Below are 24,035 nucleotides of genomic sequence, written 5' to 3' on the forward strand. Positions count from 1 at the left end.
AGAACCGGAGCGGAGCGTACTTAAGTGCACCGGAAGCGCAGAAAGCCGGCGTTTGCAGGCCGGCCTCACCTGAATATCAGCACATCCTACCGGGTGTTGATGACGCCGTCTGTATTGGCGAGCAGCTTGCGCACCGCGTTGCGGGCCGCCTCCGGCCGCTGCAGGCGGATGGCCTTCTCGATCGCCTCGTGCAGTTGCTGTGCATGCTGCAGATCGTCGAGTTCGCGCGTCGTATAGGTGAACAGATGATCGAAGGCGGATTCGATCAGCACGCCGAGCGGCACCAGCAGATCGTTGCCGGAGGCGCGCAGGATGGCGAGATGAAAGCGCGTGTCGGCGCGCGTGCGCTCCTGCAGGCTCGACGCCTCGCCCATCTCGCGGCAGGCCTGGCTGATCTCGGCCATCTGCTCCTCGGTGCGTCGCATGGCTGCGAAGGCAGTCGCTTCCGGCTCGATGATGTGGCGGAATTCCTGCACCGTCTTCAGGAACACCTCACGGTCGGGCGCGGTCGCGTACCAGGCGAGCACATCGCGATCGAGTAGGTTCCAGCGCTCCCTGGGCTCCACCCAACTGCCGATCTTGGGGCGCGATGCCAAAAGGCTTTTGGCCATCAGCATCTTGATCGCTTCGCGCACCGCAGAGCGACTGACGTTGAAGGTTTCGGACCATTTGGCTTCATTGGGCAGGATGGTGCCTGGCGGATAGTCGCCGCGCACGATCCGAAGCCCGATTTCGCTGGCCAGCGAGGCATGCACGCTGGTGCCGGGCATCCGGGTGGCGTCAGCCCGGCGAAGGGTCGCCGGGCGCTCGGCGGATGCCGCCTTTTCAGGCTTCGTTCCCTTATTCGGCTTTCCGTCCCTCATGCGTCCACAAAGTCCGGATTTCGAAAGCTGTCAAGCAGAGGGCGGGACGTTGACGGCAAAGCCTGCGGCTGTGCACAGATCAGGTCGCAACCTTGCCCCCGGCCGGCCTATTTGACGTATTTGCGCCAGCTGTGCTCGGGACGGAAGCTAAGCATGTCCCTGGCCTTGCGGTTGGAAAGCAGCGTTTCATATTCGCCGAGCTTCGTCTTGACCGGCACGTCGGGATAAAACCGCTTCAACAGTTCCGCTGTCGGCAGGTCGGACGAGGTATCGTCATTGGCGGCGTTGAACACCTGGAAGCCGAGCCCGTCCGTTTCAACGGCGCGCAGCGCGATCTGGCCGAGATCGCGCGCGTCGACATAGCTCCAGGCGATGCGCTTGCGAAAGCCCGGATCGGCAAACCACTTCGGAAACAGCGAATATTCGTGCGGCTCGATGACGTTGCCGATGCGCAAGGCATAGATATCGGTGCCGTTGCGCTGCGCAAAGGCGCGCGCCGTGTGCTCGTTGACGACCTTGGACAGAGCATAGCTGTCCATCGGATCGACGTCGTATTCTTCATCGAGGGGAAAATATTTGGGGTCGCGCGGTTCGTTGGCGAACACCACGCCATAGGTGGTCTCGCTGGACGCGATCACCACCTTGGGGATGCCGAGTTTCACCGCCGCCTCGATGACGTTGTAGGTGCCCATCGCATTGATGCGGAACACCTCATTGTCGGTCGTGATCATGATGCGCGGTATGGCGGCGAAATGCACCACGGCATCGACCGGCTGCGGGCGCAGCGACGGGTCGAATTCGTGCAGACCCATATAGCTCGACAGCGCGTTGAACACCTGGCCGCTGTCGGTGATGTCGGTGATCAGCGTGCGTACCTTGGGATTGTCGAGCGGCCTGGTGTCGATGTTGAGCACCTGGCAGCCCTGTTCGACCAGATATTGCACGACATGGCGACCGGCCTTGCCGCTGCCGCCGGTGAACATGATCCGCTTCGTCATTTTCGTCTCCAATGCCTAGGATTTCTGTGTATTGTCAGACAATATGGCATTCTGCAACCACCCTCGCCCGCAAGACGGCGGTGCCCAATATCAATCATCGCAACAGGACTTCAAGACATGACCACGACCGCCGCGAGCGAAAAGATCGGCTTTATCGGCCTTGGCCTGATGGGGCACGGCATTGCCAAGAACATCGTCGACAAGGGCTATGGCCTGACCTTCCTCGGCCGCAAGAACCGCAAGCCGGCGGAGGACCTGATTGGCCGGGGCGCCAAGGAGGCGGCGACTTCGCGCGACGTGGCGGCGGCGTCCGACATCGTCTTCATCTGCGTCACCGGCTCGCGCGAAGTGGAAGCCATCATCCGCGGCCCCGGCGGCCTCAAGGAGGGCTTGAAGAAGGGTTCGGTCGTCGTCGACTGCTCGACCGCCGATCCGGTCTCGACGGTGGCGCTGGCGGCGGAACTGAAGGAGATCGGCGTCGACTTCGTCGATGCACCGCTCAGCCGCACCCCGAAGGAAGCCTGGGAAGGCACGCTCGACGCCATGGTCGGCGCGCCCGACGCGCTGTTTGCCCGTGTGAAGCCGGTCATCGAAACCTGGGCCGGCCGCATCGTCCATATTGGCGATACCGGTGACGGCCACCGCATGAAGCTGCTCAACAACTTCATCTCGCTGGGCTATGCCGCGATCTATTCCGAGGCGCTGGCGCTGGCCGAAAAGGTCGGCATCTCGCCACCGCGTTTCGACAGCGTCATCCGCAACGGCCGCATGGATTGCGGCTTCTACCAGACCTTCATGCGCTGGACGCTGGAGGGCGACCGCGACGCACATAAATTCACCATCGCCAACGCCTTCAAGGACCTGACCTATCTGGAATCGATGGCGGGTGCGGCCGGCATCGCCAACCCGCTCGGCAACGCCACCAAGAACTCCTTCGCCGGTGCCTATGCCACTGGCCCGGCCGAGCAATTCGTGCCGATGCTGGCGACATATATCGGCAAGGTCAACGGCGTCGACCTGATGCCCAGCAAGGACGGCAAGAAGCAGACGATTTGAAGGCGGCGAAAAGCCTGTGTCAGCGCCTCGACCGGCCGATAACATCGTCGGTGTTGGCGAGCAGTTTGTGCACCGCATTGCGCGCGGCCGCAGGGCGCTGCAGGCGGATGTTCTTCTCGATCGCCTCATGCAGCGCCTGCGCCCGCCGCTGATCGCTGGTCTCCCGTGTGACGAAGACAAAGAGATGATCGAGCGCCGACTCGATCAGAACGCCAAGCGGCACCAGCAGATCGTTGCCCGAGGCGCGTAGTATGGCGAGGTGAAAACGCGTATCGGCGCGGATACGCTCCTGCAGGTTCAGAGCCTCGCCCATCTCACGACAGGCCTGGCTGATCTCGTCCATCTGCTCGTCGCTGCGCCGCGTGGCGGCAAAGGCCGACGCTTCCGGCTCGATGATGTGACGGAACTCCTGCACCGTGCGCAGGAAGGCCTCCCGGTCCGGCCCGGTCGCGTACCAGGCCAGCACATCGCGGTCGAGCAGGTTCCAGCGTTCCCTGGGCTCGACCCAGCTGCCGATCTTGGGCCGTGAAGCCAGCAGGCTTTTGGCCATCAGCATCTTGATGGCTTCGCGCACCGCCGAACGACTGACATCGAAGGTCTCGGCCCATTTGGCCTCGTTGGGCAGAATGGTGCCGGGCGGATAGTCGCCACGTACGATTCTGAGGCCGATCTCGCCGGCCAGCGAGACATGGACGCTCGCTCCCGGAAAATGCGCGGCACCGGCCCTGCGCATGACAGCCGGACCGCGGCTGGCTTGTGCCTTGGCCCGCTCGGCTCGCTTCTTTGATTTCTCGTCCGGCATTCACGTTCCAATGCGTCGGCCGTCTGCGTCCGGACTGGTCCGAACCTGCACGGCGCGCCGATCTCGTTGCCGAAAATCCAAACTACAAGCGCGTCAAAGCCGGAGCCTGCTGCCCCAACCGTTGCGTCCGTTCGGGAAGAGACGGGGCGCCCGTCAAAGGGCGCCCCGAAATCGAGAACCTACTTCTGGATGCAGGTGTCGACCGTGTCCTTGGTGCATTCGTCGAGGCCGGTGAACACCGGATCGGCGACGGCCTTGCCTTCGACCAGATCGATCATCACCGATGGTGCCTTGTAGCCCATTTCGAACGGCCGCTGACCGACCAGAGCGGTCACAAGGCCGTCACGGGCGATCGCCACTTCATCGCCGATCGTGTCGGCGGCGCCGATGACGAAGTCGTTGCTGGCGATGCGGTCCTTGAGCGGCCCGAACAAGTCACGATAGGGCTGCGGTGCGCCAAACAGCGGCCAGCCGCCCATGATGCCGAAGGCGTCGAGCTTGGGGTTGGCGGCGAGGATGTCGGTCATCGCCTGCACGCCCTTGGCGCCGTCGTCATTGGTGAACACCGGGCAACCGGCGACTTCGGTCCAGCCGCCTTCGCCGGCAAGTGCCGCCAGGCCTTCCTTGCCCGACAGCGCGTCACGCATGCCCTGCGCGCGGCGCAGGATGTTGTCGGCCGCGGGATTGCCTTCGATGGTACAGATCGTGCCGCCGTTCGGCTTGCCCTTCTTGATGTACTCGCCGATCTTGTGACCCATCAAATAGTTGTCGGTGCCGAGATAGGTCTTGCGCAGCGCGGCATCTTCCTTGCTGAGATCGGCGTCGAGCGTCATGATCGGGATCGTCGGATTGGCGGTCTTGATCGTCTGAGCGATCAGCGGCGCGTTGGATGGCGAAATCGCCATTGCCACCGTGTCGGCCTTGCTCAGCATGTCCTGAACGATCTGCGCCTCGCCGGCCTCGTCCGAGGTCGACGCCGGGCCGGTGTAGAAGCATTCATATTCCGAGCTGGCATTTTCCTTGTTCCATTTCTCGCAACCCTGGTGGATGGCTTCGAAGAATGGATTGTCGAGACCCTTCACCACGATGACGAGCTGTTTCTTGGCCAAAGCCGGCCCGGCGCCCAGCGCCATGGCGGCGACGGCGGCGAGCAAAAGTGTTTTCCTCATGTCAGTCCTCCCTTGAAACAGACGGACACGGCGTGCCCGCCACACAGATCGACCGGATGCTTAATGACCGAGGTTCGTTTCACGAGCACTCGTGTCGCCAAGACAGATCGATAAGCATTTCCAGATGCGGCATTGGCCCGGCTCAACACATGGGTGGCGCCGCAACCTCGACCGATAAACCTCCGCCGATTCCGCCCGGCTAACCGCCAGCGGCATCGGCATAATCTCCTCCGACGCTTAGCTAATATCGGCTTGCGGCCAACGTCAATGCTATTTGTCCTACAAAACGGATTTTTGGATAACCAACGCTTCAATTCGTCCGACAATTGATTGACGAGCGCCGGCTTTTGCGTAAAAGAACGCTGACGCTGTTTCCGGGAGGAGATGGGGAGAGCGGGGCCAAAGCAGCGCCGGCATTCACGCCGGGAACAGCAGCGGGTCGCAAAACACGGGGAGGCAAAGACTGGTGGCGGTTCTCGAACTCACCAATATCTCGAGGCATTTCGGCGCCATCCAGGCGGTCAACGACGTATCGCTGTCGATCGAGCCCGGACAGGTGGTCGGCCTGATGGGCGACAACGGCGCCGGCAAGTCGACGCTGGTCAAGATGATCGCCGGCAATTTCCGCCCCAGCCATGGCGTCATGCGCATGGACGGCAAGGAGTTGATCCTGCACAAGCCGGCGGAAGCTCGCCAGCACGGCATCGAGATCGTCCACCAGGACCTGGCGCTGTGCAACAATCTGACCGCTGCCGCCAATGTCTATCTCGGCCGTGAATTGCGCCGCGGCTTCGGCCCTTTACGCATCCTCGACTATGCCGCCATGTACAAGCGCGCCGGCCAGCTCTTCGCCGAGTTGAAGTCCGAGACCCGTCCGCGCGACCTCGTCAAGCAGATGTCGGGCGGCCAGCGCCAGGCAGTAGCGATCGCGCGCACCATGCTGTCGCAGGCGAAGATCGTGTTGATGGACGAACCGACGGCCGCGATCTCGGTGCGCCAGGTCGCCGAAGTGCTGAACCTGATCCGCCATTTGCGCGACCAGGGCATCGCAGTGGTGCTGATCAGCCACCGCATGCCTGACGTGTTCACCGTCGCCGACCGCGTCATCGTCATGCGGCGCGGCCGCAAGGTCGCCGACAAGACGATTGCGTCAAGTTCGCCCGAGGAAGTCACCGGGCTGATCACCGGCGCCATCGAACAGGTTTGATCTCAGCGAATTTCACCACGCACAGCACATGAAGGTCGACGATGGCACTGACAATTGACCAGCCGATCGAACAAAAGCAGCAATCCTTGCCGGCAAGACTGTTTGCCAGCCAGACCTTCTGGGTGGTGATCGCGGTCATCCTGGCCTGCCTGTTCCTGTCTTTTGCCACCGACGCCTTCGCCACGTCGAAGAACCTTTACAACATCACCCGCAACATCACCTTCGTCGCCATCATCGCGCTCGGCATGACCTTCGTCATCATCACAGGTGGCATCGACCTGTCGGTCGGTTCGGTGCTCTGCCTGTCGTCGATGGTGCTGGCCGTCACCATGCATGCCGGCTACTCCATCGAGGTCGGCATCCTCGCCTCGATCGCCACCGCGCTCGCCATAGGCGCCTTCAACGGCATCATGATCGCCTATCTCGGCTTTCCACCCTTCGTGGTGACGCTCGGTATGCTGTCGATTGCCCGCAGCCTCGCCATGGTCGCCTCCAACAACACCGTCGTCTTCCAGTTCGGCCCGGATCACGACAAGCTTCTGGCGCTGGGCGGCGGTGCATGGGTGTTCGGCATCGCCAATCCGGTGCTCTACATGATCCTTTTGGCGCTGATCACCGGCTTCACGCTGCGCTGGACCAAGTTTGGCCGCCACATCTTCGCCATTGGCGGCAATGAGCACGCGGCGACGCTGACCGGCGTTCCCGTCAAGCAGATCAAGGTCGCCGTCTATATGATCTCGGCGCTGGCGGCGGGCATTGCCGGCATCATCCAGACCGGATGGCTGGGCGCCGTCACCACCAATCTCGGAACCGGCATGGAACTGCAGGTCATCGCTGCCACGGTCATTGGCGGCGCCAATCTCGCCGGCGGCGTCGGCACCGCTTTCGGCGCCATTGTCGGTGCCGCGCTCATCGAAGTGATCCGCAACAGCCTTGGTCTGCTCGGCATCAATGCTTTCTGGCAAGGCGTGTTCATCGGCGGCGCCATCCTGCTCGCGGTGCTGTTCGACCGGATCCGCAACTTCAGGCGCAATGACTGAATGTTTTTGGACTGAACCTTTCGGCTGGAAACCGTTGCCTTGACATCGAAAACCCTGTTCGAGCTCAACGGCCGGCTGGCGCTGATCACCGGCTCCGGCCAGGGCATCGGCCTGGCGCTGGCGCGCGGCCTTGCCGAGCATGGCGCAAGTGTCGTGCTCAACGGCCGCGATGCCGGCAAGGTTGCCGGTGCTGTCGCCGGCTTGCGCGACGCTGGCTTCAAAGCGCACCCCTCGACCTTCGACGTGACGGATTTTCGCGCGGTCGATGCCGATGTCGCCCGCATCGAGGCCGAGATCGGCGCCATCGACATCCTGATCAACAATGCCGGCGTGCAGTTCCGCGCTCCGCTCGAGGACTTTCCCGAGGAGCAGTGGGAGCGGCTGTTCAAGACCAATGTCTCCGGCGCCTTCCATGCCGGCAAGGCGGTCGCCCGCAACATGATCGCGCGCGGCAAAGGCAAGATCATCAACATCGGCTCGGTGCAGAGCGAACTCGCCCGGCCCAACATCGCGCCGTACACGGCGACCAAGGGCGCGATCCGCAATTTGACCCGTGGCATGTGTACCGACTGGGCGAAACACGGCTTGCAGATCAATGCCATCGCCCCCGGCTATTTCCGCACCGAGATGAACCAGGCGCTGGTCGACAACCAGGAATTCTCCGCCTGGCTGGAAAAGCGCACGCCGGCTGGCCGCTGGGGGTATGTCGACGAACTGATCGGCGCCGCCGTGTTCCTCGCCTCCGACGCCTCATCCTTCGTCAACGGCCATACGCTTTATGTCGACGGCGGCATGACGGCTTCGGTTTGACGGGAAACCCTATCGCTCAGTCTGAAAATCCACCACTGCGGCCGGCAGCACACAGCGGCTTTCGCCCCGCGCCTTGACGCGAGCCCGAACTCAGCCGCACAATCCCGTCGCAGGCGAAGGGAGGCCAGTCGTCTGCGGGAGGTATAACCCATGACGGACGCGATCAGGCTCTATTGGGGCCGGTTCGGACATGTTTCTGTCCTGAATGTCGCCAGCGACTTCGTCACCCATGCGCATGTCGAGGCCCACATCATCATCTGGCTGGAGGGCACGGCCGGCGAGATGACCGTCGGCCGCGAGACGGTGCCGCTGGGTCCCGGCACCGCCGCCGGCATCAATTCCTACCAGCCGCACAGCCACATTCTGTCGCAGAACGGCAGGCCCGGCCTGTTCCTCGCTTTCTACATCGATCCGGATTGGGCGCGCCGGCGCCGCGACCTGCCTTCGTCGGCGCCGTTGTTTGCACAGGCTGCGATCACGCTCGAACCCTGGCTGCACCAGGCCGCCGCCAACCTGCTCGACCATTTGAGCGATAATGAAAGCATCGACGACGTCGCCAATTACGAGATCGAGCGCTTCATCGATAGCCTGCTCGACGCCGCCGACGCCTCGGCGCCGCAGGAGGCGCGGATCCGGGTCAACACAATGCAGGATTTCCGCGTCCGCAAGGCAATCCAGCTGATGAAGGCCAATGTCTGCGAACGCATCTCGTTCGACGACGTCGCCCGCAGCGTCGGCCTGTCGCGGCCGCACTTCTTTGCTTTATTCAAGGAACAGACCAATCTGACGCCCAATGTCTACTGGAACACGCTGCGCATGGAGGAAGCCGTGCGGCAGCTGCAGTGGTCGCAGGAGCCGCTGATCTCGGTCGCCTGCAATCTCGGCTTCACCACCCAGGGCAATTTCTCGCGCTTCTTCCGCGACCATGTCGGCGTGCCGCCGACGCTTTACCGCGAGGCGGCGCGGGCCATGGCCTGAGCCAAGCCGCTCGTTTTTCAGACTCCTTGATAGGGCCGCAAGACCCATTGATAAGCGCAGCGCCGGCCGCCGCCCTACCCTGCAGCGTATCGAATTCGTAGGGGAATGATCATATGGCTGAAGTCACCGTCTCCAGCGTCATCGACGCGCCGGTCGAAAAGGTCTGGGCGCGCATCCGCGACTTCAACGGCCTGCCGGGCTGGCATCCGCGCATGGTCAAGAGCCATATCGAAGACGGCAAGAGCGCCGAAACCATCGGCTGCGTGCGTAGTTTCGAGCTCGCCAGCGGCGCGCGTATCCGCGAAAAACTGCTCGACTTCTCGGATGCGGATTTCCGCGTCAGCTATTCGATCCTCGAAACGCCGCAACCGCTGACCAATCACAAGGCGACGCTGCAATTGCGCCGCGTGACAGACGGCGACCGCACCTATGCCGAATGGACCGCGAGCTTCGACGCGGCACCCGACGAGGCCGACAAGATCGCCGCCGGCATGGCCGCCAATGTCTTCCAGGGTGGCTTCAATGCGTTGAAGAGCCATTTTTCTGGCCAGAGCTGAGTCAGGGGAGACTGCCATGGCGCTTGCCCTCCAGACCTTTTCGGCCGTCAGGGATGCCAACGCGGCGCTGAAGGCGCCCGGCACCCGCTATCTCGGCGGCGGCACACTGGTCGTGCGCGCCGCCAATGAAGGCGATATCTCCGTCTCCGGCCTTGTCCGCTCGACCGATCCGACCCTTTCCGGGATCACTGTTGCCGGCGGCAAGGTCCGCATAGGCGCTTCGGTGACGATGGCGGCTATCGCCCGCCATCCGGAGCTTGCGGCGCTGTCCAAGGCCGCGCGCGCCGTCGGCGGCCCGGCGATCCGCAACATGGCGACCGTCGGCGGCAATTTGTTTGCGCCGGCGCCCTATGGCGATTTCGCCGTGGTGTTGCTGGCGCTGGATGCGACGGTTGGCACCGATGATGGGGAATTGCCTATCGAGGATTTCCTGGCCAAGCGGGACGGCAGCCGCGCCATCGTCACATCAGTCGCCTTCGCGTTGCCGAAGGCCGAGAATTTCCGCTTCCTGAAAGTGTCGCGGGTCAAGCCGAAGGGCGTCTCCGTGCTCAGCATCGCCGCCGTTCTCGAACAGGCCGGCGACGGCACTGTCTCCTCGGCGCGGATCGCGCTCGGCTGCATGGCAGACCGGCCGATGCGCGCCCGTGCTGCGGAAAAGGCACTGATCGGCAGCAGGCTCGAGCAGGACGGCGTCGCAGCGGCGCTGGCTGCAGCCGGTGAAGGCACCTCGCCAATCACCGACCCGATCGCCAGCGCCTGGTATCGCGCCGAGGTTCTGCCGGTCCATCTCGGCCGGCTGCTGCTTACTTAACCACCGCTTGGGGGGCGCGCGTCTGTCCGATCAACCGGGCAGGCGCGCTGGGAGGAAAACATGGCAAAGGTTCCGGTTCAGTTCACGCTCAACGGCTCGGAGAAGGCCGAATTTGTCGACAGCGGCACGACGCTGCTGCACGCGCTGCGCGACAAGATCGGCGACACCTCGCCCAAGGGCGGCTGCCACCAGGGCACCTGCGGCGCCTGTTCGGTCATCATCGACGGCGAACTCCGGCTCTCTTGCCTGACGCTGGCCGAGACCTGCAGCGGCGCCGACATCCGCACCACATCGGGCCTCGCCGAGGCCGGCGTCCTGCATCCGCTGCAGCGTGCCTTCCTCGATGCCTTCGCCACGCAATGCGGCTTCTGCACGCCGGGCATGATCATGGCCGCCAAGGTGCTGCTCGACCACACGCCCAATCCGAGCCGCGAGGATGTGGTCGAGGCGCTGTCCGGCAACATCTGCCGCTGCACCGGCTACGAGCCGGTCATCCAGGCGGTGCTGACCGCGGCCCGAGCCAATTCGCAGAACGCGGCCTAAGGACCAAAAGAATGGAACTGCGCAAAAACTATTTCGCCGATCAGCGCAAGGACGGCCTGCACGAGATCGGCCATGGGCGGCCGCGGCTGGATTCGCCGGGACATGTGACGGGCAAGACCGCCTATTTCGCCGACCGCAACTTCCCGAATATGCTTCACCTGAAAATGGTGCGCAGTCCGCACCACCATGCCCGCATCCGTTCGATCGACACTTCCGAAGCGGAGAAGCATCCCGGCGTGGTGAAAATCCTCACTGCCAGGGATGTGCCGCACAATGTCTACACCATCCTGATCCTGATCCAGGTCGGACCGGAAGACGAAACGGTGCTGGCCGACGGCAAGGTGCGCTGGAAGGGCGAGGCCGTGGTGGCGGTGCTGGCCGAGACCGAGCGCGCGGCTCAGGAAGCGGCAGCCAAGGTCAAGGTCGATTATGAGGTGCTGCCGGCCGTCTTCGACATGGAAGAAGCGCTGAAGCCCGGCGCGCCTTTGGTCAACGAATATCACGGCCAGAATTATTACCTCTATGACAGCGGCGAATGCCGCAAGGTGCGCTTCGGCGATGTCGAGGCGGGCTTCGCTGGCGCCGACCACATCCTGGAACAGAGCTACCAGTCCTCGCCGATCGAGCATGCGCCGACCGAGACCACGGGCTGCGTCGTGGTGCCCGAAGGCAATGACCGCTTCACCTGCTACACCAACACCCAGGCGATGTTCTTCACCCTCGACAACGCGTCGATCATCCTGCAGATGCCCGGCTCCAAACTGCATTTCGTCGGCGGCACTGTCGGCGGCGGCTTTGGCGGCAAGGTCGACGTCATCGTCGAGCCGATCGCCATTCTTGGCGCCAAGCTGACAGGACGTCCCGTCTCCTTCATCTACAGCCGCGAAGAGGAGATGCAGATCTCCTCACCCCGCGCCGCCGAAAAGATAATCATCAAGGACGGCGTGATGAACGATGGCCGCATCGTTGCGCGCAAGGTGACCGGCTATACCGATGCCGGCGCCTATTCGCGCCACTCGCCTTATGGGGCGCAGAAGGGTGCCGCGCACTATCCCGGCCCCTACACCATCCCCAATGTCTGGATCGACACCTACTGCGTCTACACCAACCGCACACCCTCCTCCGCGATGCGCGGCTTCGGCGTCACCATCGGCGACTTCGCGCTTGAGGTGCAGATGGACAAGCTGGCGCGGCTGATCGGCATGGACCCGCTCGAATTCCGCTTCATCAACGCCTATCGCGATGGCGACATGAAGGCGCATCGCCAGCCGACCGAAGGAGCGGCGCTGATCGAGTGCATGCAGGAGGCGTCGCGCGCCGCCAACTGGCCCGTGGCGGAGAAGTATATGGCGATGTCCTCCTACACGAAGGGAGCTTGAGATGGCGATAAGGCGCGGACGCGGCGTCGCCGCGATCAACTATCCGACGGGCATGAACCTTGGCGGCGACCCGACGCAGGCGCTGGTGCATTCGACGCCGACCGGCAATTTCATGGTGACGCTTTCCAGCGTCGATCTCGGTCAGGGCTTGAAGCAGATCATGGCGCAGATCTGCGCCGAGACCATCGGCGTGCCGACGGACCGGGTCACCATCGACACCGCCGACACCGACACCGGCCCGCACTGCATGGGAACCTTCGCCTCGCGCGGCACCCACCGCGCCGGCAATGCCGTCATCCAGGCGGCCAAGGAAGCCCGTCAGGTGATGCTGGAGGTGGCGGCGGAAGAGCTGGAGGTGAACGCCTCCGATCTCGAAACTGATGGCGAGGGCAACATTCTGGTCAAGGGCGCGCCGCAAAAGTCGATCTCGATCTTCGATGTCGCCTTGTCGGCGCATTTCAAGCGCGGGCGCTCGATATCCGGGCGCGGCATGTTCCTGATCCCGCGCTCCTATCCGGAGAAAGAGACCGGCGCGATGAAGCCGTCGACCTGCTACGCCCATGCCTGCACGGTGGCCGAAGTCGAGGTCGATGACGAGACGGGCGAGGTTACGGTGCTGACCGTGAAGAACGTCTTTGAGATCGGCCGCGCGCTGAACCCGAAAATGGTCGAGCAGCAACTGGTCGGCGGTTCCTGGATGGGCATCAGCCACGCGCTCTACGAAACGACCGAGCCCTATTATCCCAACCGCGACCATGGCGGCACCGACTTCAACCAGTATCTGATGCCGGGACCGGGCGATCTCGCCCAAACCGAGATCATCGTGCTGGAGCGGCCGTCGGCGGATGGTCCTTACGGTGCCAAAGGGCCAGGCGAAATGTGCGCGAACCCGCAGATCCCCGCGGTTGCCAATGCCGTCTTCGACGCCGTCGGCGTGCGCATCGACACGCTGCCGATCACACCGGAGCGCATATTGCGCGCGCTGAAGGCGCAAGCGGCGAACTGAGGACGACATGCAGGAGCCGAATGCCGAGACTGTCGCGACCTCGCCGGAGGCGGTGGCACAGCATCTCGCTGCTTCGCGCTACCTCGCCGACGACAGCCTGGCCACCGCCATCTTCCTGGCCATACGGCTGGGCAAGCCGTTGCTGCTCGAAGGCGCGCCCGGCGTCGGCAAGACCGAAGCTGCGAAGGCGATCGCGCAACTGCTTGGCCGCGATCTGGTGCGGCTGCAATGCTATGAAGGCATCGACGCAGCACACGCGCTCTACGAATGGAATTACCAGCGCCAGCTGCTCGCCATCCGCCATGCCGGTGAGCACGAGATCGACATCTATGACGACCGTTTTCTGATCGCCCGGCCGCTGCTGCAGGTGCTGCGGGCGCCTCGGCAGCGTGTGCTTCTGGTCGACGAGATCGACCGCTCCGACCACGAATTCGAAGCGTTGCTTCTGGAATTCCTCTCCGACTTCCAGATCAGCATTCCCGAACGCGGCACCATCCGCGCCGAGGCGCAGCCGATCGTCATCCTGACCTCGAACCGAACCCGCGAACTGGCGGAGGCGCTGCGTCTATCACTGGATCGGCTATCCCGACGCCGAGCGCGAAGCCGCCATCATCATGCTGCGCGCCGGCGGGGTCGCCGAAGCGACCGCCCGCGCCGTGGCGAATGCCGTGCAGTCGATCCGCGTCCGCCCGCTGGCCAAGCCGCCCGGCATCTCCGAGGCCGTCGAATGGGCCAACGCCGCCACCATACTGGAGAAAGGCGGCAGCCCATGGCCGCAAGCCTTCCGCCGCGCCATCGGCGTGCTTATCAAGGACGAGGAGGATTTGTCCGCGATCGCGCCGGAGCTTGGTGCCATCGTCGAGGAGGCGCTGGGGTGAGCCGGGACTTCGGCAATGCGCAACGCCGGCGGGACAGCGCCCCCCTCTGTCCTGCCGGACATCTCCCCCTCAAGGGGGGAGATCAGCTGTCATTGTGGCTTTCGCCAATCTCCAGAGTTGCAGACCTGAGCAAGGCGCCGAAGCCGCCAATCTCCCCCCTTGAGGGGGAGATGTCCGGCAGGACAGAGGGGGGCGCGAAGGAATGATGCGTCAGGGAACCCTTCCTCTCGCCTCCGCGCCCTTCCTCGACTTCGCCCGGCTGCTGCGCCGCCACGCCTTTGCCGTCGCCCCCGAGCAGGTCTCCAGCTTCATGCAGGCGGTCACCCTGCTCGGCCCGCGCTCGATGGCCGACATCCGCGAGGCGGCGCTCGCAACGCTTGCCCCCCCGCCCGATCGCCGCGGCGAGTTCGAGGCGCATTTTCGCAATCACTTCCATGGCGATGGCCAACCTTCCGTCGAAGGCGAAGAAGACGAGGAAACCCGCATCAAGGACGATGGCGGCACGCGCCAGGAGGAGAAACAGACCACGCGCCAGGAGAAAGGCGGCGAGCTGTCGTCGGCAATCGAACAGCTCAGCAGCCGCGATTTCCTCCGCGACGACGATGGCCTTGGGCCCTTCCGCCGCAAGCTCGCTTCAGCCCTGCCCGCCCGCCGCTCCTTCCGCACCGTGCGTACGCATTCGCGCGGCAAGCTCGACCTGCGCCGCTCGCTCAGGGAAATCGTCAGTGCCGATGGCGAGATCCCCTCGCCGCTGCTGCGCCTCCGCCAGACGGTGCCACGCAAGCTGCTGATCCTGATCGATGTTTCCGGCTCGATGAAGCTGCATACATCGGATTATCTCAAACTGGCGCACGCCGCCGTACAAGGTGCTGACCGTGCCGAAATCTTCACCTTCGGCACGCGGCTCACCCGCATCACATCCGCACTGCGTATCCGCGATCGCGACCAGGCTCTCGCCCGAGCGGCGGCACTCGTCGACGACTGGGACGGCGGCACGCGCATGGGACCGACCCTGCTCGCCTTCCTCTCGGTGCCGCGGTTCTCGGCCTTCACGCGCGGTGCCGCTGTGATCATCCTGTCGGACGCGCTGGAGCGCGGCGACCATGCCGATCTCGAGACCGCGATACGCCGCCTGAGCGCCCGCGCCTTCCGGCTTTCGCTGGCGACACCCTTGGCCGGCGATCCGCGCTTCCAGCCGGCGACGGCAGCACTCCGCGCCATCCTGCCTGATCTCGACGATCTCGTCGACGGCTCTTCGCTCGGGAGTCTCACCGATTTCATCCTGTCGCTCGCCCGCCCTGCCCCGGCGGCGTCGGCTATCTGGAAAAGGGTATCGTGATGCAGAAAGCCATCGACGCGCATTTCCACATCTGGCGCCAGCAGGACCAGCCATGGCTGGTCGGGCCGATGGTGCCGCGCATTTTCGGCCCCTACGAACCGATCCGCCGCGACTATCCGATCGAGGAATTTCTCGCCGATCAGCAAGGCGCAGGTGTCGAGAAGGCCGTCTATGTCCAGACCAACTGGGCCAAGGAGGATTTCGAAAAAGAAGTCGCCTTCCTGCAGAAGACTGCCGACGAGACCGGCTGGCCGCACGCTATCGTCGGCTATACCGATATGACTGTCGACGATGTCCGGCCCCAGATCGATCGATTGAAAAAGTACCCGCTGCTGCGCGGCGTGCGCATGCAGCTGCATTGGCACGAGACGCCGGCCTTCCGCTTCGCTGCCTCGGCCGATCAGGTCATCGACCCCAAGGTACGCGCTAATGTCGCGCGGCTTAAAGACTATGGCCTGTCCTTCGACCTGCAGCTTTTCCCCGCCCAGATGAAGGACGGGCTGACGCTCGTCGGCGAGAACCCCGACACCAATTTCATCCTCACCCATGCCGGCATGCTGACCGGCATGGAGCCGGAAACCACCGAGGCCTGGAAAGCCGGCCTGAGTACTCTATCAACAGCGCCGAACTTCTACGCCAAGCTGTCGGGCCTCGGCACCTTCGCCCACCGCAACGATCCGGCGTTGATTGCCTACATCGTCGACAATGCCATCGACATTCTAGGCGCTGACCACCTGATGTTCGGCTCCAACTTCCCGATCGAAAAACTCTGGACGACCCATGCCGAACTGATCAAGGCGCACCGCGCCGCGGTGGGCAAGCACGGCGCAACTGCCGAGGCCGATATCTTCTGGAACACGGCGGAGAAGGTGTACCGGCCGGTGTAGAGCGGGCGCCGTCACTTCCCCCGCAAGGGGAGGAGGCAAGGCGCGCGACTGCCTACTTTAAGTCGAACTGCGGATCGACCGGAATCTGCATCGCAGTCACAAGATGGTTGGTCTGCCCGGCCAGCCCGATGATCGACACCAGCTCGCCATGCTGCGCATCGGTCATGCCTTTGGCGCGGGCAGCTGCCGTATGCGAGTGGACGCAGTAGGAGCAGCCATTGGCGGTGGACACAGCGATGTAGATCATCTCCTTGGTCAGCGGGTCGATCGCGCTCTCCGTGGCCATCACCACCTTCACCTGGTCCCATGTCCGTTTCAGCAAGGCCGGATCGTTGGCCAGCCCGCGCCAGAAATTATTGACGAAGTCCGATTTGCGCGTCGCGCGGATGTCGTCGAACACAGCCTTCGCAACCGGGATTCTTTCGACCTCGGCATCGCTGAGAAGTTTTGTGGCGGCCATGGCGTTTCCTTTCGTTGAATCGGTGGATCAGGTGGTTGAATCAGGTCTCGAGCAAGGGCGGCTAACCGGCTATTCCGATTCAGTTTTTGATGCTGACAGAACCATGGCGATTGGCCGAAGCATCTCAGCTTCGTCATTCACGGGCGAAGCAGGCGCGAAGCGCCGTCGCGGAGACCCGAGGATGACGAAGGCGCTGAGGCCTTCGCCAATTGGCGACCTATGCGCACCCTCAAACACCGACCAGAAACCTAATGAACCGCCGCATACATGATCTTCTCCTCCGTCGCCTCGGCGGGCGAAAACTCCTCGACCATACGGCCCTGCCGGCACACCAGAATCCGGTCCGACAGGTTCATGATTTCCGGCAGGTAGGACGAGATAACGACGACGGCCAATCCCTCGTCGGCCAGCCGGTTGATGATCTGGTGGATCTCGGCGATGGCGCCGACATCGACGCCGCGCGTCGGCTCGTCGAAGATCACGATACGCGGCTGCTGCACCAGCCCCTTGCCGATCACCACCTTTTGCTGGTTGCCGCCGGAAAGCTCGACCACGCGGGCATTGTCGTTGATCGCCTTGATGTTCAGCGTCTTCGTCCATTCAGCGGAAAGCGTGCGCATCTCCTGCTGGTTGATCACCCAGGCCTTTTCGCGGCCCGCCGCCAGCAGCCCGCCGAACAGGTTCTCGGCGATGCCCATCGTCTCGAAAATGCCCTCGCTCTTGCGGTCCTCGGTAACATAGACGATGCCGTCGGCGACCGCCTCACTGGGCACGAGATAGCGCACCGGCCTGTCGTCGAGTTCAATCGCGCCACCGCGCAAAAAATCGCGCTTGTAGATGCCGGAGACGATCTTGAAGGTCTCGGTGCGGCCGGAGCCGATCAGCCCGAACACGCCGGTGATCTGTCCCTCGAAGATCGAGAAGGAGGTGTTGCGCACGACATTGCTCATCGAAATGTCCTGCACCGACAGCACCTTCTTGCCGGCCTTGCGCAGCCTGGCCTCGTCGCGCTGGCGATAGATCTGTCCCGACAGTGTACGCCCGACCATGGCGGCGACGATCTTGTCGCGATCGAAGGCCGATGTGTCGTCGGTTATGACCAGCTCGCCATCGCGCAGGATTGTGATGCGGTCGGCGATCATCAGCGCCTCTTCCAATGCATGGCTGATGAAGACGATCGAGACGCCGTTCGCCTTCAGCCGCCGGATCAGTGCGAAAAAGTGCCGCTTCTCCTCCGGCGTCAGCGTCGCCGTCGGCTCGTCGAAGATGATAATCTCGGCATTGTGGTGAACGGCGCGCGCGATCTCGACCATCTGACGCTTGGCCGCGCCGAGCGTTGCCACCATGGCGTTCGGGTCGACCGGGAAGTTCAGCGATTGCAAAAACTGTTGCGCCGAAATGTAGGTGCCGCGCAGCCGGTTGAGAAACTTTTCGGTGCCGAGATAGAGGTTCTGCGCCACTGTCATCGACGGCACCAGGCTGGTCTCCTGGAACACCATGGCGATGCCGGCCTCGAGCGCCGCATGCGGCGAGGCGTAGGCGATCTCGCGGCCTTTGTGGAACATCTTGCCGGAAGTGGCGTCGACGACGCCGGCAATGATCTTGGTCAGTGTCGATTTTCCGGCGCCATTCTCGCCGAGCAGCGCGTGGATTTCGCCCTTGCGCAGTTCGAAGCTGACTTGTCTGACCGCGGGCACGCCGCGATAGTTCTTGGTGACATTTTCCAGGCGCACGATCGGTTCCATCAGAAACCTCCCGCGTCGAGCACGCAATCGCCGCCCCTGGAGGCGATGAATAGAAGTCCGTCCTTCTCCGCCACGCTGCAAATGCCGTGGCGCGTGCCGTCGGCGCGGCTGTGCAGGCTGAATTGCGGCTGCATGGTCCGGTCGAGCTTCACCACCAGCCCGTAGGAGCGGCTCGGCGACCAGGGCTTGTGGATGCCCATGGTGCGGATGCCGCCACATTGCAGCGGTTCGAGGAAGCTGCGGTTGGAGGCCAGCGCCGGCGCGATCCAATAGGCCGGCGGCACTTGGTCGATCATGTCGCGCCGGTAATGCGTTTCCTGCAGCACGAATTCGATCAGCCGGTTGCGCGGCGCGAACAGGGCCAGCCACGCGCCGCCATCGCCGGCCGGCGCAAGGCGCGCGGGATAGCCGGGCAGATGCGTCAGCACGGTCGAGCGGCTACCGGTTGCACCATCGAAGCGAACAAGCTGGTGACGCCAGCTTTCGCTGACCAGCACATCTCGCCCCGTGGGATGGAGCCCATAGGGAAAGGCGATCTCGCCGGCCACTTTGCGGAACCCGCCGCCGGCTGCGTCCCGCCTCCAAAGCGATCCGGACGCGCCCTTCTTCATCAGGTCGGCGGCCCATAGCGACGGCGCATGCTCAGCCGAGCCATTGGCCAGCCACAACGTGTCGTCCTCGGCATAGGCAAGCGCGGTGATGCAGCTGACGCCAGACGGCAGCGAAACCTCCTTGCCGGCGACCAGCAGCTTGCCGCTCTCAAGTCCGACCGTCAGTTCTCCCGACAGTGATAGAGCCAGCGCAGTGATGGGGGAAGGAAAGGTCTCGACAACCTTCGGCTCCACTTCTGCGGCAAGCGAATAGATGGCGTTGCCGCTGGAAGCGAGCAGCCGGCCATCGGCAACCAGCAGATTGTCGGGTTCGATCAGTCCGGCAAAAACCGGCGCATCATCGAGCCGCGTGTTGGGCCGGAAGGCGCCGTCGAGCGGCGGGATGGTGACGGCCTTGCCGCGAAACATGTCCAAGATGGGATCGAGGATCATGGCTGCGTTCCCCAATAAGAAGCGGAGCTGGTCCAGGTCGGGTCCGCGCCCGCAATCTTGTAGCGGCCGATGCGGTTGTTGAGGATGCCGCCGACGAACAGGAAACCCTTGTGCTCGCGCATCGAGGTGACCATCGGATGCGCGCCGCCGGTGAGGTCGCCCATCGCCTCGATAATGCCGCCCTTGTCGTTGAATTTCACCACGCCGCCGGTGTTGATGTTGGGGAACAGCCACTCGTCCTGCGGCAGCCGGCGCGTCATGCGCTTGCGCATATTGGGATGGCGCAGCGACAGGTCGAAGCTCGGCGTGCGCATGCCGAGCCATGCCATCCAGTAATTGCCGTCGGAGGCGCGGTTGATGTTGTCGGGATAGCCCGGCATGTCGCGGATGACGCATTCGGCGGCGCCCGCCTTCGGCCCTTCCAGCCAGTAGCGATGCACGCGGCAGGCCCAGCTCTCAGCGAAGAACAGCGACTTGCCGTCATGCGCCATGCACACACCGTTGGTGTAGCGGTAGCCGTCGAGCAGTGTCTTCGTCGAACCGTCCTTCGGGTCATAGACCAGCAGCCGGCCGGTGGCGCGGTTCTCGATCGAGTCAAGCGCCCAATCGTGGGCGTCATAGCGCTTGGTGGAGTCAGTGAAATAGATGCGCCCGTCCGGCGCGATGTCGCAATCATTGGGGTCGCGCAGCCGCGCATCGTCTACGATCGAGGTCCAGGAGCGCGACGTCTCGGCCGACAAGCGCCTCACTTCCCGATCCGGTGAGACGGAATAGAGCCCCATGGCGCCGACGCAGCTGATCAGATTGCCCGATTTGTCGAAGGCCAAGCCTAGCGGAAAACCACCGATATGGGCAAACACCTCCGACTTAACGTAATCCGGTGCGAAAAAGCGGACGATCTCGCCATGGCGCGTGCCGCAATAGAGATGGTCGTCGCGGTCGAGGATGACGTCTTCCGGCCCTTCCAACTCGCCGAGCCCGATATGGTCGGCCGCCGACAGCCGGTTGTCGAGCGCGTAGGGCGTGCCTGAGCCCGGCACCGCAGACTGTGTCTCGCCCATCTTGAGATAGACCGGCGCGACATAGACTTCGTTGAGCACCTTATGGCGGTTCTTCAGCCAGCGGATGTCGATCGTCACCGCCACCGCCAGCATGATGCCCAGCACCATCTGGTTGGTGCCGGTGCCATAGCCCAGCCGGATCAGCCCGTTGGTCATGGTCAGCACGATGATGGCGCCCATCAGCCCCTTGATGACCGAGCCGCGGCCACCACCCAGGCTGACGCCGCCGACCACCGCCGCCGTCAGCGCCATGATCTCAAGGTTGAGGCCGGTGCCCGGCCCTGCCCCACTCAGGCGGCAAGCGATCAGGAAGCCGCCGATCGAGGCGCAGAAGCCGGAAAAGACATAGGTCATGAACACGGTGCGACGCACGCGAATGCCGGCATTGTGCGCCGAGCGCCTGGATCCGCCGACCGCCAGCACATGCCAGCCCGGCCGTGAGCGCGTCAGCGCGATATGGGTGACGATGGCAAGAATGATCGCCAGCCACACCGAGACCGAAAGCCCCCAGAAGGTGCTGTCGCCGATGAAGTCGAGCACATCGGATGTCGCCTGGGAAAGCTGCACGTCTGCGGCATAGGTGGTGACGAGAATATCGAACAGCGCCCGGCCAAAAATGAAGGTGACCAGCGTAGTCAGAAAGGCGCGCAGCCTGAGATAGCCGACGAGGTAGCCGTTGACGGCGCCGAAGATGAGCCCGGTGGCAAGCGATGCCGCCAGCGCCAGCCAGATAGACTGTTCGAGGATGAAGAAGACATAGACGGCGGAGAAGCAGGACAGCGCGAAGATCGAACCGACGGACAGATCGATGCCGCCGCCCAGCATCACCACCGTCATGCCGGTGACCACCATCGAGAACTCGCCGAGCTGGCGGCTCGATTCCTGCAGCGAGGTCAGCTTGAAGAAGCCGGGAATGATCGAGCCGAACACGCTGAGCGTCGCCACCAGCGCCAGGAACGGAATGGCGTTGTCGGTCCAGCGTTTTGTCAGGATCTCGCCGACCAGATGGTCGGGCACGAGATTGTAGCGCCAGGACTGGAGGCGTTCGCGAAAGGACATCGGCGGCTGCTATTCCATGAGGGAACGAGGTGACCGGATTGTCCAGTCACCTCGTTTATTTCAGTCGAAAAGCGCGGCTTACTTCGCCGCCGCTTCGGCCTGCAGCGCCTTCAGGTCCCAGCAGCTGTCGGGCTTGAGGTCGGCCTTGGTCGTAGCCTTCTCCAGCGTGTAGATGTAGGTGTGCGACGTGCCGGCCGGCTGGCCGCTCTGCAGCAGGAACTTGATGATAGCGTTCATGTCGCCGGACTGGCGGGCAAGGTCTGTCATGACAACGGCGCCATAGGTGCCGTCCTGCAGCTTGTCGCAATCGGCCGCCTTTTCACCGCCGCCGGTGGTGACCAAAAACACCTTGCCGTCGAGCTTAGCGTCGCGGATGGCGGCGGATGCGCCGGTGGCGTCGCCATCCCAGAAGTCGATGATAGAGCAGATGTCCGGGTTCTGCTGCAGCATTGTCGTCGTCACGTTGCGCGACGTCGTCGGATCCCAGTTGGAGTCGGGCTTGGCCACGACTTTGAAGTCGGGGTGCTTCTCCAGCACCTTCATGATGCCGGCATACTGGTAGAGACTGGACGAGTTGGCCTGATCACCCTGCACAAGGCCGATCTTCTTCGACGAATTCTCGCCGCAGCCCTTGATCGCCGCTTCGGCCTCGAGTTGGCCGAGCCGGTCCCAGTCACTGCCGACAAAGGCGTCGGCCGGGAAGTTGGCGGGATTGTCGACCAGTATGACGTAGGTTCCGGCAGCCTGCGCCTTCTTCATCAGCTTGGAATAGGAGTTGAGATCCGGCGCATGGATGATCAGCACGTCCGGCCTTGTGTCGGACGAGATCGCGTCGGTGATCGCCTGTGCGCCGGCATCGACGACCCAGTTCGGATCGCGTGTTTCGAAGGTGCCGCCCCAGGCCTCGACTTCCGTCTTCAGATAGTGCGACCAGCCCTGCGCAAGGTCGAAGCCCATCGCCAGCGGCACCAGCATGACGCGCTTGCCCTTGAGCGCCTGCGCGTATGCGGCCGGGCCCGGATCGTCGGCGGCGAAGGTCGGCGCGACGAAGGCGGTAGCGGCCAGCGCCGTGGCGGCCGCCATCAGTGTTCTGATCAGTTTCATGTCACATCCTCTGTTTTTCACTTATTGCCGGCCGGTCCGCATGACCCGTCGGGTACCCCTTAGATGTCGCCCTGCTGCGCGGTCTGTTCGTCGCGCGGATTGATGATGCCGTCGGCGATGATGGCTCCGAGCAGGATCGCCGCCTTGATCAGGTTTTGATAGAGCAGCGGAATGTCGATGATGGTCATCGCGTTCGACAGGATGCCGATAAGTGCAGCGCCCACCAGCACATTGCGCACTCCGCCCCGCCCGCCGGACAGGCCGATGCCGCCGATCACCGCCACCAGCACGATGTCATAGAGCAGCGTCGAGTTGACGACGCGGGTGTTGATCGAGTGCAGGCTCGACGCCGTCAGCAGGCCGGCGATCAGCGCGACGAAGGCCGAAACCACATAACGCAGCACCAGCATTGGCCGCACCGGAATGCCGATGTTGCGCGCGGCGACCGGATTGTCGCCGGCGAAATAGATGTAGCGGCCCCATTTGGTGTAGCGCAGGAACAGGAAGAACAGGAAGGCGAGCCCGGCGAAGACGAACACTTCGATCGGAATGTCGAGGAAACGCAGGCCGCCGAGCAACTCCACCCAATGGCCCTGAGGCACCGGCACCGCATCCTGCGTGATCAGTTGCGAGCGGACATAGCCGAAGACTAAGGAGCCGGTCGCCAGCGTCACGAAGATCGCCGGCACGTCGGCATAGGCGACGAGAAAACCGTTGAGCAGGCCGATGGCGAGCACGCCTGCCAGCACATAGGCGAAGGCGAGCCCATCAGGCGTTCCGGCGTTGAGCAATTGCAGATACCAGGCGACCGACATCGCCATGATCGCCACCGCCGACAGGTCGATGCCCCTGCCGATTATGACGACCGCCATGCCGAGCGCCAAAATGCCCAGCACCGACACCGAGCGGACGATGGCAACGAGATTGTTGGCAGCGATGAAACCAGGCAGCCCAATGGCAGCGGCGACGAACAGCACCACGGCGATGGCAAAGACAATGCCTTCCTGATTCAGGCTCCTGACATTTGGCCAGCCAATCGTGTTCATGTCTGCATTCGCCCCGATGGCAGCTCTGCCACCCCTTCCGAAGAAAGCTAATCGGCTCGGCGCCGCTTCGTCAAATGAATCCGCGCTCGGAACACCCGTTGGCAGTGATAATCTTCCAGTGGACGCACCGATTGCTAGAACTGGCGCAATCCTAGGAAAAGGCTGCGCTTTTGGCATTTGGTTGCACCATTGCG

22 protein-coding genes and 1 pseudogene are annotated in these 24,035 nt (G+C 63.4%); 13 read left to right on the forward strand and 10 right to left on the reverse strand.

The genetic code is table 11. The annotated features are described in order from the left end of the window. Positions 1–86: 86 nt before the first annotated feature. A complete protein-coding gene (locus NKJ77_RS04665) occupies positions 87–863 on the reverse strand; it encodes a FadR/GntR family transcriptional regulator (protein ID WP_023690790.1) in 777 nt (258 codons plus the stop codon). 107 nt (positions 864–970) lie between these two features. Next, on the reverse strand, positions 971–1,861 hold the full coding sequence (locus tag NKJ77_RS04670) for an NAD-dependent epimerase/dehydratase family protein (protein WP_352534394.1): 891 nt from the start codon (positions 1,859–1,861) through the stop codon (positions 971–973). Between the two features lie 117 nt (positions 1,862–1,978). Here NKJ77_RS04670 and NKJ77_RS04675 point away from each other — a divergent pair, with 117 nt between their 5' ends. Continuing rightward, positions 1,979–2,917, forward strand: a complete 939-nt coding sequence (locus NKJ77_RS04675) for an NAD(P)-dependent oxidoreductase (protein WP_023756378.1) — start codon at positions 1,979–1,981, stop codon at positions 2,915–2,917. Between the two features lie 19 nt (positions 2,918–2,936). Here NKJ77_RS04675 and NKJ77_RS04680 read toward each other — a convergent pair whose 3' ends face one another. Together NKJ77_RS04680 and NKJ77_RS04685 are read right to left on the reverse strand one after the other, a co-directional pair. After that, positions 2,937–3,719, reverse strand: coding sequence for a FadR/GntR family transcriptional regulator (locus tag NKJ77_RS04680; protein WP_023712091.1), 783 nt, complete (start codon positions 3,717–3,719; stop codon positions 2,937–2,939). Between the two features lie 179 nt (positions 3,720–3,898). Next, positions 3,899–4,888 carry a sugar-binding protein gene (locus tag NKJ77_RS04685; RefSeq protein WP_023673050.1) on the reverse strand — a complete coding sequence of 330 codons (990 nt, stop codon included), beginning with the start codon at positions 4,886–4,888 and terminating at the stop codon, positions 3,899–3,901. Positions 4,889–5,354: 466 nt separating this feature from the next. On the opposite strand from NKJ77_RS04685, the gene NKJ77_RS04690 reads away from it, so the two are divergent. From NKJ77_RS04690 to NKJ77_RS04745, 12 genes and pseudogenes are all read left to right on the forward strand, one after another. Further along, positions 5,355–6,095: an ATP-binding cassette domain-containing protein gene (locus tag NKJ77_RS04690; protein ID WP_023673049.1), complete on the forward strand. Its 741-nt coding sequence runs from the start codon at positions 5,355–5,357 to the stop codon at positions 6,093–6,095. Positions 6,096–6,136: 41 nt separating this feature from the next. Further along, the gene (locus tag NKJ77_RS04695) at positions 6,137–7,135 is read left to right on the forward strand and encodes an ABC transporter permease (RefSeq protein WP_023673048.1); all 999 of its coding nucleotides are present in this window, start codon (positions 6,137–6,139) and stop codon (positions 7,133–7,135) included. A 39-nt stretch (positions 7,136–7,174) separates the two neighbouring features. Then, a complete protein-coding gene (locus NKJ77_RS04700; RefSeq protein WP_352534396.1) occupies positions 7,175–7,945 on the forward strand; it encodes an SDR family oxidoreductase in 771 nt (256 codons plus the stop codon). Positions 7,946–8,095: 150 nt separating this feature from the next. Continuing rightward, positions 8,096–8,923, forward strand: coding sequence for an AraC family transcriptional regulator (locus NKJ77_RS04705; RefSeq protein WP_023673046.1), 828 nt, complete (start codon positions 8,096–8,098; stop codon positions 8,921–8,923). Positions 8,924–9,036: 113 nt separating this feature from the next. Beyond that, positions 9,037–9,480: an SRPBCC family protein gene (locus NKJ77_RS04710; RefSeq protein WP_023746977.1), complete on the forward strand. Its 444-nt coding sequence runs from the start codon at positions 9,037–9,039 to the stop codon at positions 9,478–9,480. Positions 9,481–9,496: 16 nt separating this feature from the next. Next, positions 9,497–10,291 (forward strand): FAD binding domain-containing protein, encoded by a 795-nt coding sequence (locus NKJ77_RS04715; RefSeq protein WP_352534398.1) that lies wholly within the window; start codon positions 9,497–9,499, stop codon positions 10,289–10,291. A 60-nt stretch (positions 10,292–10,351) separates the two neighbouring features. Next, positions 10,352–10,834: a (2Fe-2S)-binding protein gene (locus tag NKJ77_RS04720; protein ID WP_352534400.1), complete on the forward strand. Its 483-nt coding sequence runs from the start codon at positions 10,352–10,354 to the stop codon at positions 10,832–10,834. A gap of 11 nt (positions 10,835–10,845) precedes the next feature. After that, on the forward strand, positions 10,846–12,213 hold the full coding sequence (locus NKJ77_RS04725; protein WP_352534402.1) for a xanthine dehydrogenase family protein molybdopterin-binding subunit: 1,368 nt from the start codon (positions 10,846–10,848) through the stop codon (positions 12,211–12,213). A 1-nt stretch (position 12,214) separates the two neighbouring features. After that, positions 12,215–13,219 carry a xanthine dehydrogenase family protein molybdopterin-binding subunit gene (locus tag NKJ77_RS04730; protein ID WP_023690781.1) on the forward strand — a complete coding sequence of 335 codons (1,005 nt, stop codon included), beginning with the start codon at positions 12,215–12,217 and terminating at the stop codon, positions 13,217–13,219. Between the two features lie 7 nt (positions 13,220–13,226). Continuing rightward, a pseudogene (locus NKJ77_RS04735) lies at positions 13,227–14,097 on the forward strand (AAA family ATPase). A 202-nt stretch (positions 14,098–14,299) separates the two neighbouring features. After that, positions 14,300–15,436, forward strand: a complete 1,137-nt coding sequence (locus tag NKJ77_RS04740; protein ID WP_352534404.1) for a vWA domain-containing protein — start codon at positions 14,300–14,302, stop codon at positions 15,434–15,436. Then, positions 15,436–16,323 carry an amidohydrolase family protein gene (locus NKJ77_RS04745; protein WP_352497991.1) on the forward strand — a complete coding sequence of 296 codons (888 nt, stop codon included), beginning with the start codon at positions 15,436–15,438 and terminating at the stop codon, positions 16,321–16,323. Before NKJ77_RS04740 ends, NKJ77_RS04745 begins: the two co-directional genes overlap by 1 nt. Positions 16,324–16,375: 52 nt before the next feature. Here the strand turns inward: NKJ77_RS04745 and NKJ77_RS04750 are convergent, their stop codons facing one another. The 6 genes from NKJ77_RS04750 to NKJ77_RS04775 all read right to left on the reverse strand — a co-directional run bounded on the left by NKJ77_RS04750 (position 16,376) and on the right by NKJ77_RS04775 (position 23,841). After that, positions 16,376–16,783 carry a carboxymuconolactone decarboxylase family protein gene (locus tag NKJ77_RS04750; protein WP_352534406.1) on the reverse strand — a complete coding sequence of 136 codons (408 nt, stop codon included), beginning with the start codon at positions 16,781–16,783 and terminating at the stop codon, positions 16,376–16,378. Positions 16,784–17,031: 248 nt separating this feature from the next. Continuing rightward, a complete protein-coding gene (locus NKJ77_RS04755; RefSeq protein WP_023714820.1) occupies positions 17,032–18,528 on the reverse strand; it encodes a sugar ABC transporter ATP-binding protein in 1,497 nt (498 codons plus the stop codon). Further along, on the reverse strand, positions 18,528–19,571 hold the full coding sequence (locus tag NKJ77_RS04760) for an SMP-30/gluconolactonase/LRE family protein (RefSeq protein WP_023696217.1): 1,044 nt from the start codon (positions 19,569–19,571) through the stop codon (positions 18,528–18,530). Before NKJ77_RS04760 ends, NKJ77_RS04755 begins: the two co-directional genes overlap by 1 nt. Then, entirely contained in the window at positions 19,568–21,691 is a 2,124-nt protein-coding gene (locus NKJ77_RS04765) for an ABC transporter permease (protein WP_352534408.1), read from the reverse strand. Before NKJ77_RS04765 ends, NKJ77_RS04760 begins: the two co-directional genes overlap by 4 nt. A 78-nt stretch (positions 21,692–21,769) precedes the next feature. Beyond that, the gene (locus NKJ77_RS04770) at positions 21,770–22,795 is read right to left on the reverse strand and encodes a sugar ABC transporter substrate-binding protein (protein WP_023668177.1); all 1,026 of its coding nucleotides are present in this window, start codon (positions 22,793–22,795) and stop codon (positions 21,770–21,772) included. Between the two features lie 59 nt (positions 22,796–22,854). Beyond that, entirely contained in the window at positions 22,855–23,841 is a 987-nt protein-coding gene (locus NKJ77_RS04775) for an ABC transporter permease (protein WP_352534410.1), read from the reverse strand. Positions 23,842–24,035 lie beyond the last annotated feature (194 nt).

Source organism: Mesorhizobium sp. M0052 (assembly GCF_040323255.1).
Classification (GTDB): domain Bacteria; phylum Pseudomonadota; class Alphaproteobacteria; order Rhizobiales; family Rhizobiaceae; genus Mesorhizobium.

What these genes read in the sequence shown, in the direction of transcription:
- NKJ77_RS04670 (WP_352534394.1), bottom strand. Translation starts at nt 1,861, where the DNA reads ATGACGAAGCGGATCATGTTCACCGGCGGCAGCGGCAAGGCCGGTCGC.
- NKJ77_RS04665 (WP_023690790.1), bottom strand. Translation starts at nt 863, where the DNA reads ATGAGGGACGGAAAGCCGAATAAGGGAACGAAGCCTGAAAAGGCGGCA.
- NKJ77_RS04720 (WP_352534400.1), top strand. Translation starts at nt 10,352, where the DNA reads ATGGCAAAGGTTCCGGTTCAGTTCACGCTCAACGGCTCGGAGAAGGCC.
- NKJ77_RS04710 (WP_023746977.1), top strand. Translation starts at nt 9,037, where the DNA reads ATGGCTGAAGTCACCGTCTCCAGCGTCATCGACGCGCCGGTCGAAAAG.
- NKJ77_RS04695 (WP_023673048.1), top strand. Translation starts at nt 6,137, where the DNA reads ATGGCACTGACAATTGACCAGCCGATCGAACAAAAGCAGCAATCCTTG.
- NKJ77_RS04685 (WP_023673050.1), bottom strand. Translation starts at nt 4,888, where the DNA reads ATGAGGAAAACACTTTTGCTCGCCGCCGTCGCCGCCATGGCGCTGGGC.
- NKJ77_RS04755 (WP_023714820.1), bottom strand. Translation starts at nt 18,528, where the DNA reads ATGGAACCGATCGTGCGCCTGGAAAATGTCACCAAGAACTATCGCGGC.
- NKJ77_RS04675 (WP_023756378.1), top strand. Translation starts at nt 1,979, where the DNA reads ATGACCACGACCGCCGCGAGCGAAAAGATCGGCTTTATCGGCCTTGGC.
- NKJ77_RS04760 (WP_023696217.1), bottom strand. Translation starts at nt 19,571, where the DNA reads ATGATCCTCGATCCCATCTTGGACATGTTTCGCGGCAAGGCCGTCACC.
- NKJ77_RS04680 (WP_023712091.1), bottom strand. Translation starts at nt 3,719, where the DNA reads ATGCCGGACGAGAAATCAAAGAAGCGAGCCGAGCGGGCCAAGGCACAA.
- NKJ77_RS04750 (WP_352534406.1), bottom strand. Translation starts at nt 16,783, where the DNA reads ATGGCCGCCACAAAACTTCTCAGCGATGCCGAGGTCGAAAGAATCCCG.
- NKJ77_RS04770 (WP_023668177.1), bottom strand. Translation starts at nt 22,795, where the DNA reads ATGAAACTGATCAGAACACTGATGGCGGCCGCCACGGCGCTGGCCGCT.
- NKJ77_RS04740 (WP_352534404.1), top strand. Translation starts at nt 14,300, where the DNA reads ATGATGCGTCAGGGAACCCTTCCTCTCGCCTCCGCGCCCTTCCTCGAC.
- NKJ77_RS04765 (WP_352534408.1), bottom strand. Translation starts at nt 21,691, where the DNA reads ATGTCCTTTCGCGAACGCCTCCAGTCCTGGCGCTACAATCTCGTGCCC.
- NKJ77_RS04775 (WP_352534410.1), bottom strand. Translation starts at nt 23,841, where the DNA reads ATGAACACGATTGGCTGGCCAAATGTCAGGAGCCTGAATCAGGAAGGC.
- NKJ77_RS04715 (WP_352534398.1), top strand. Translation starts at nt 9,497, where the DNA reads ATGGCGCTTGCCCTCCAGACCTTTTCGGCCGTCAGGGATGCCAACGCG.
- NKJ77_RS04705 (WP_023673046.1), top strand. Translation starts at nt 8,096, where the DNA reads ATGACGGACGCGATCAGGCTCTATTGGGGCCGGTTCGGACATGTTTCT.
- NKJ77_RS04730 (WP_023690781.1), top strand. Translation starts at nt 12,215, where the DNA reads ATGGCGATAAGGCGCGGACGCGGCGTCGCCGCGATCAACTATCCGACG.
- NKJ77_RS04725 (WP_352534402.1), top strand. Translation starts at nt 10,846, where the DNA reads ATGGAACTGCGCAAAAACTATTTCGCCGATCAGCGCAAGGACGGCCTG.
- NKJ77_RS04745 (WP_352497991.1), top strand. Translation starts at nt 15,436, where the DNA reads ATGCAGAAAGCCATCGACGCGCATTTCCACATCTGGCGCCAGCAGGAC.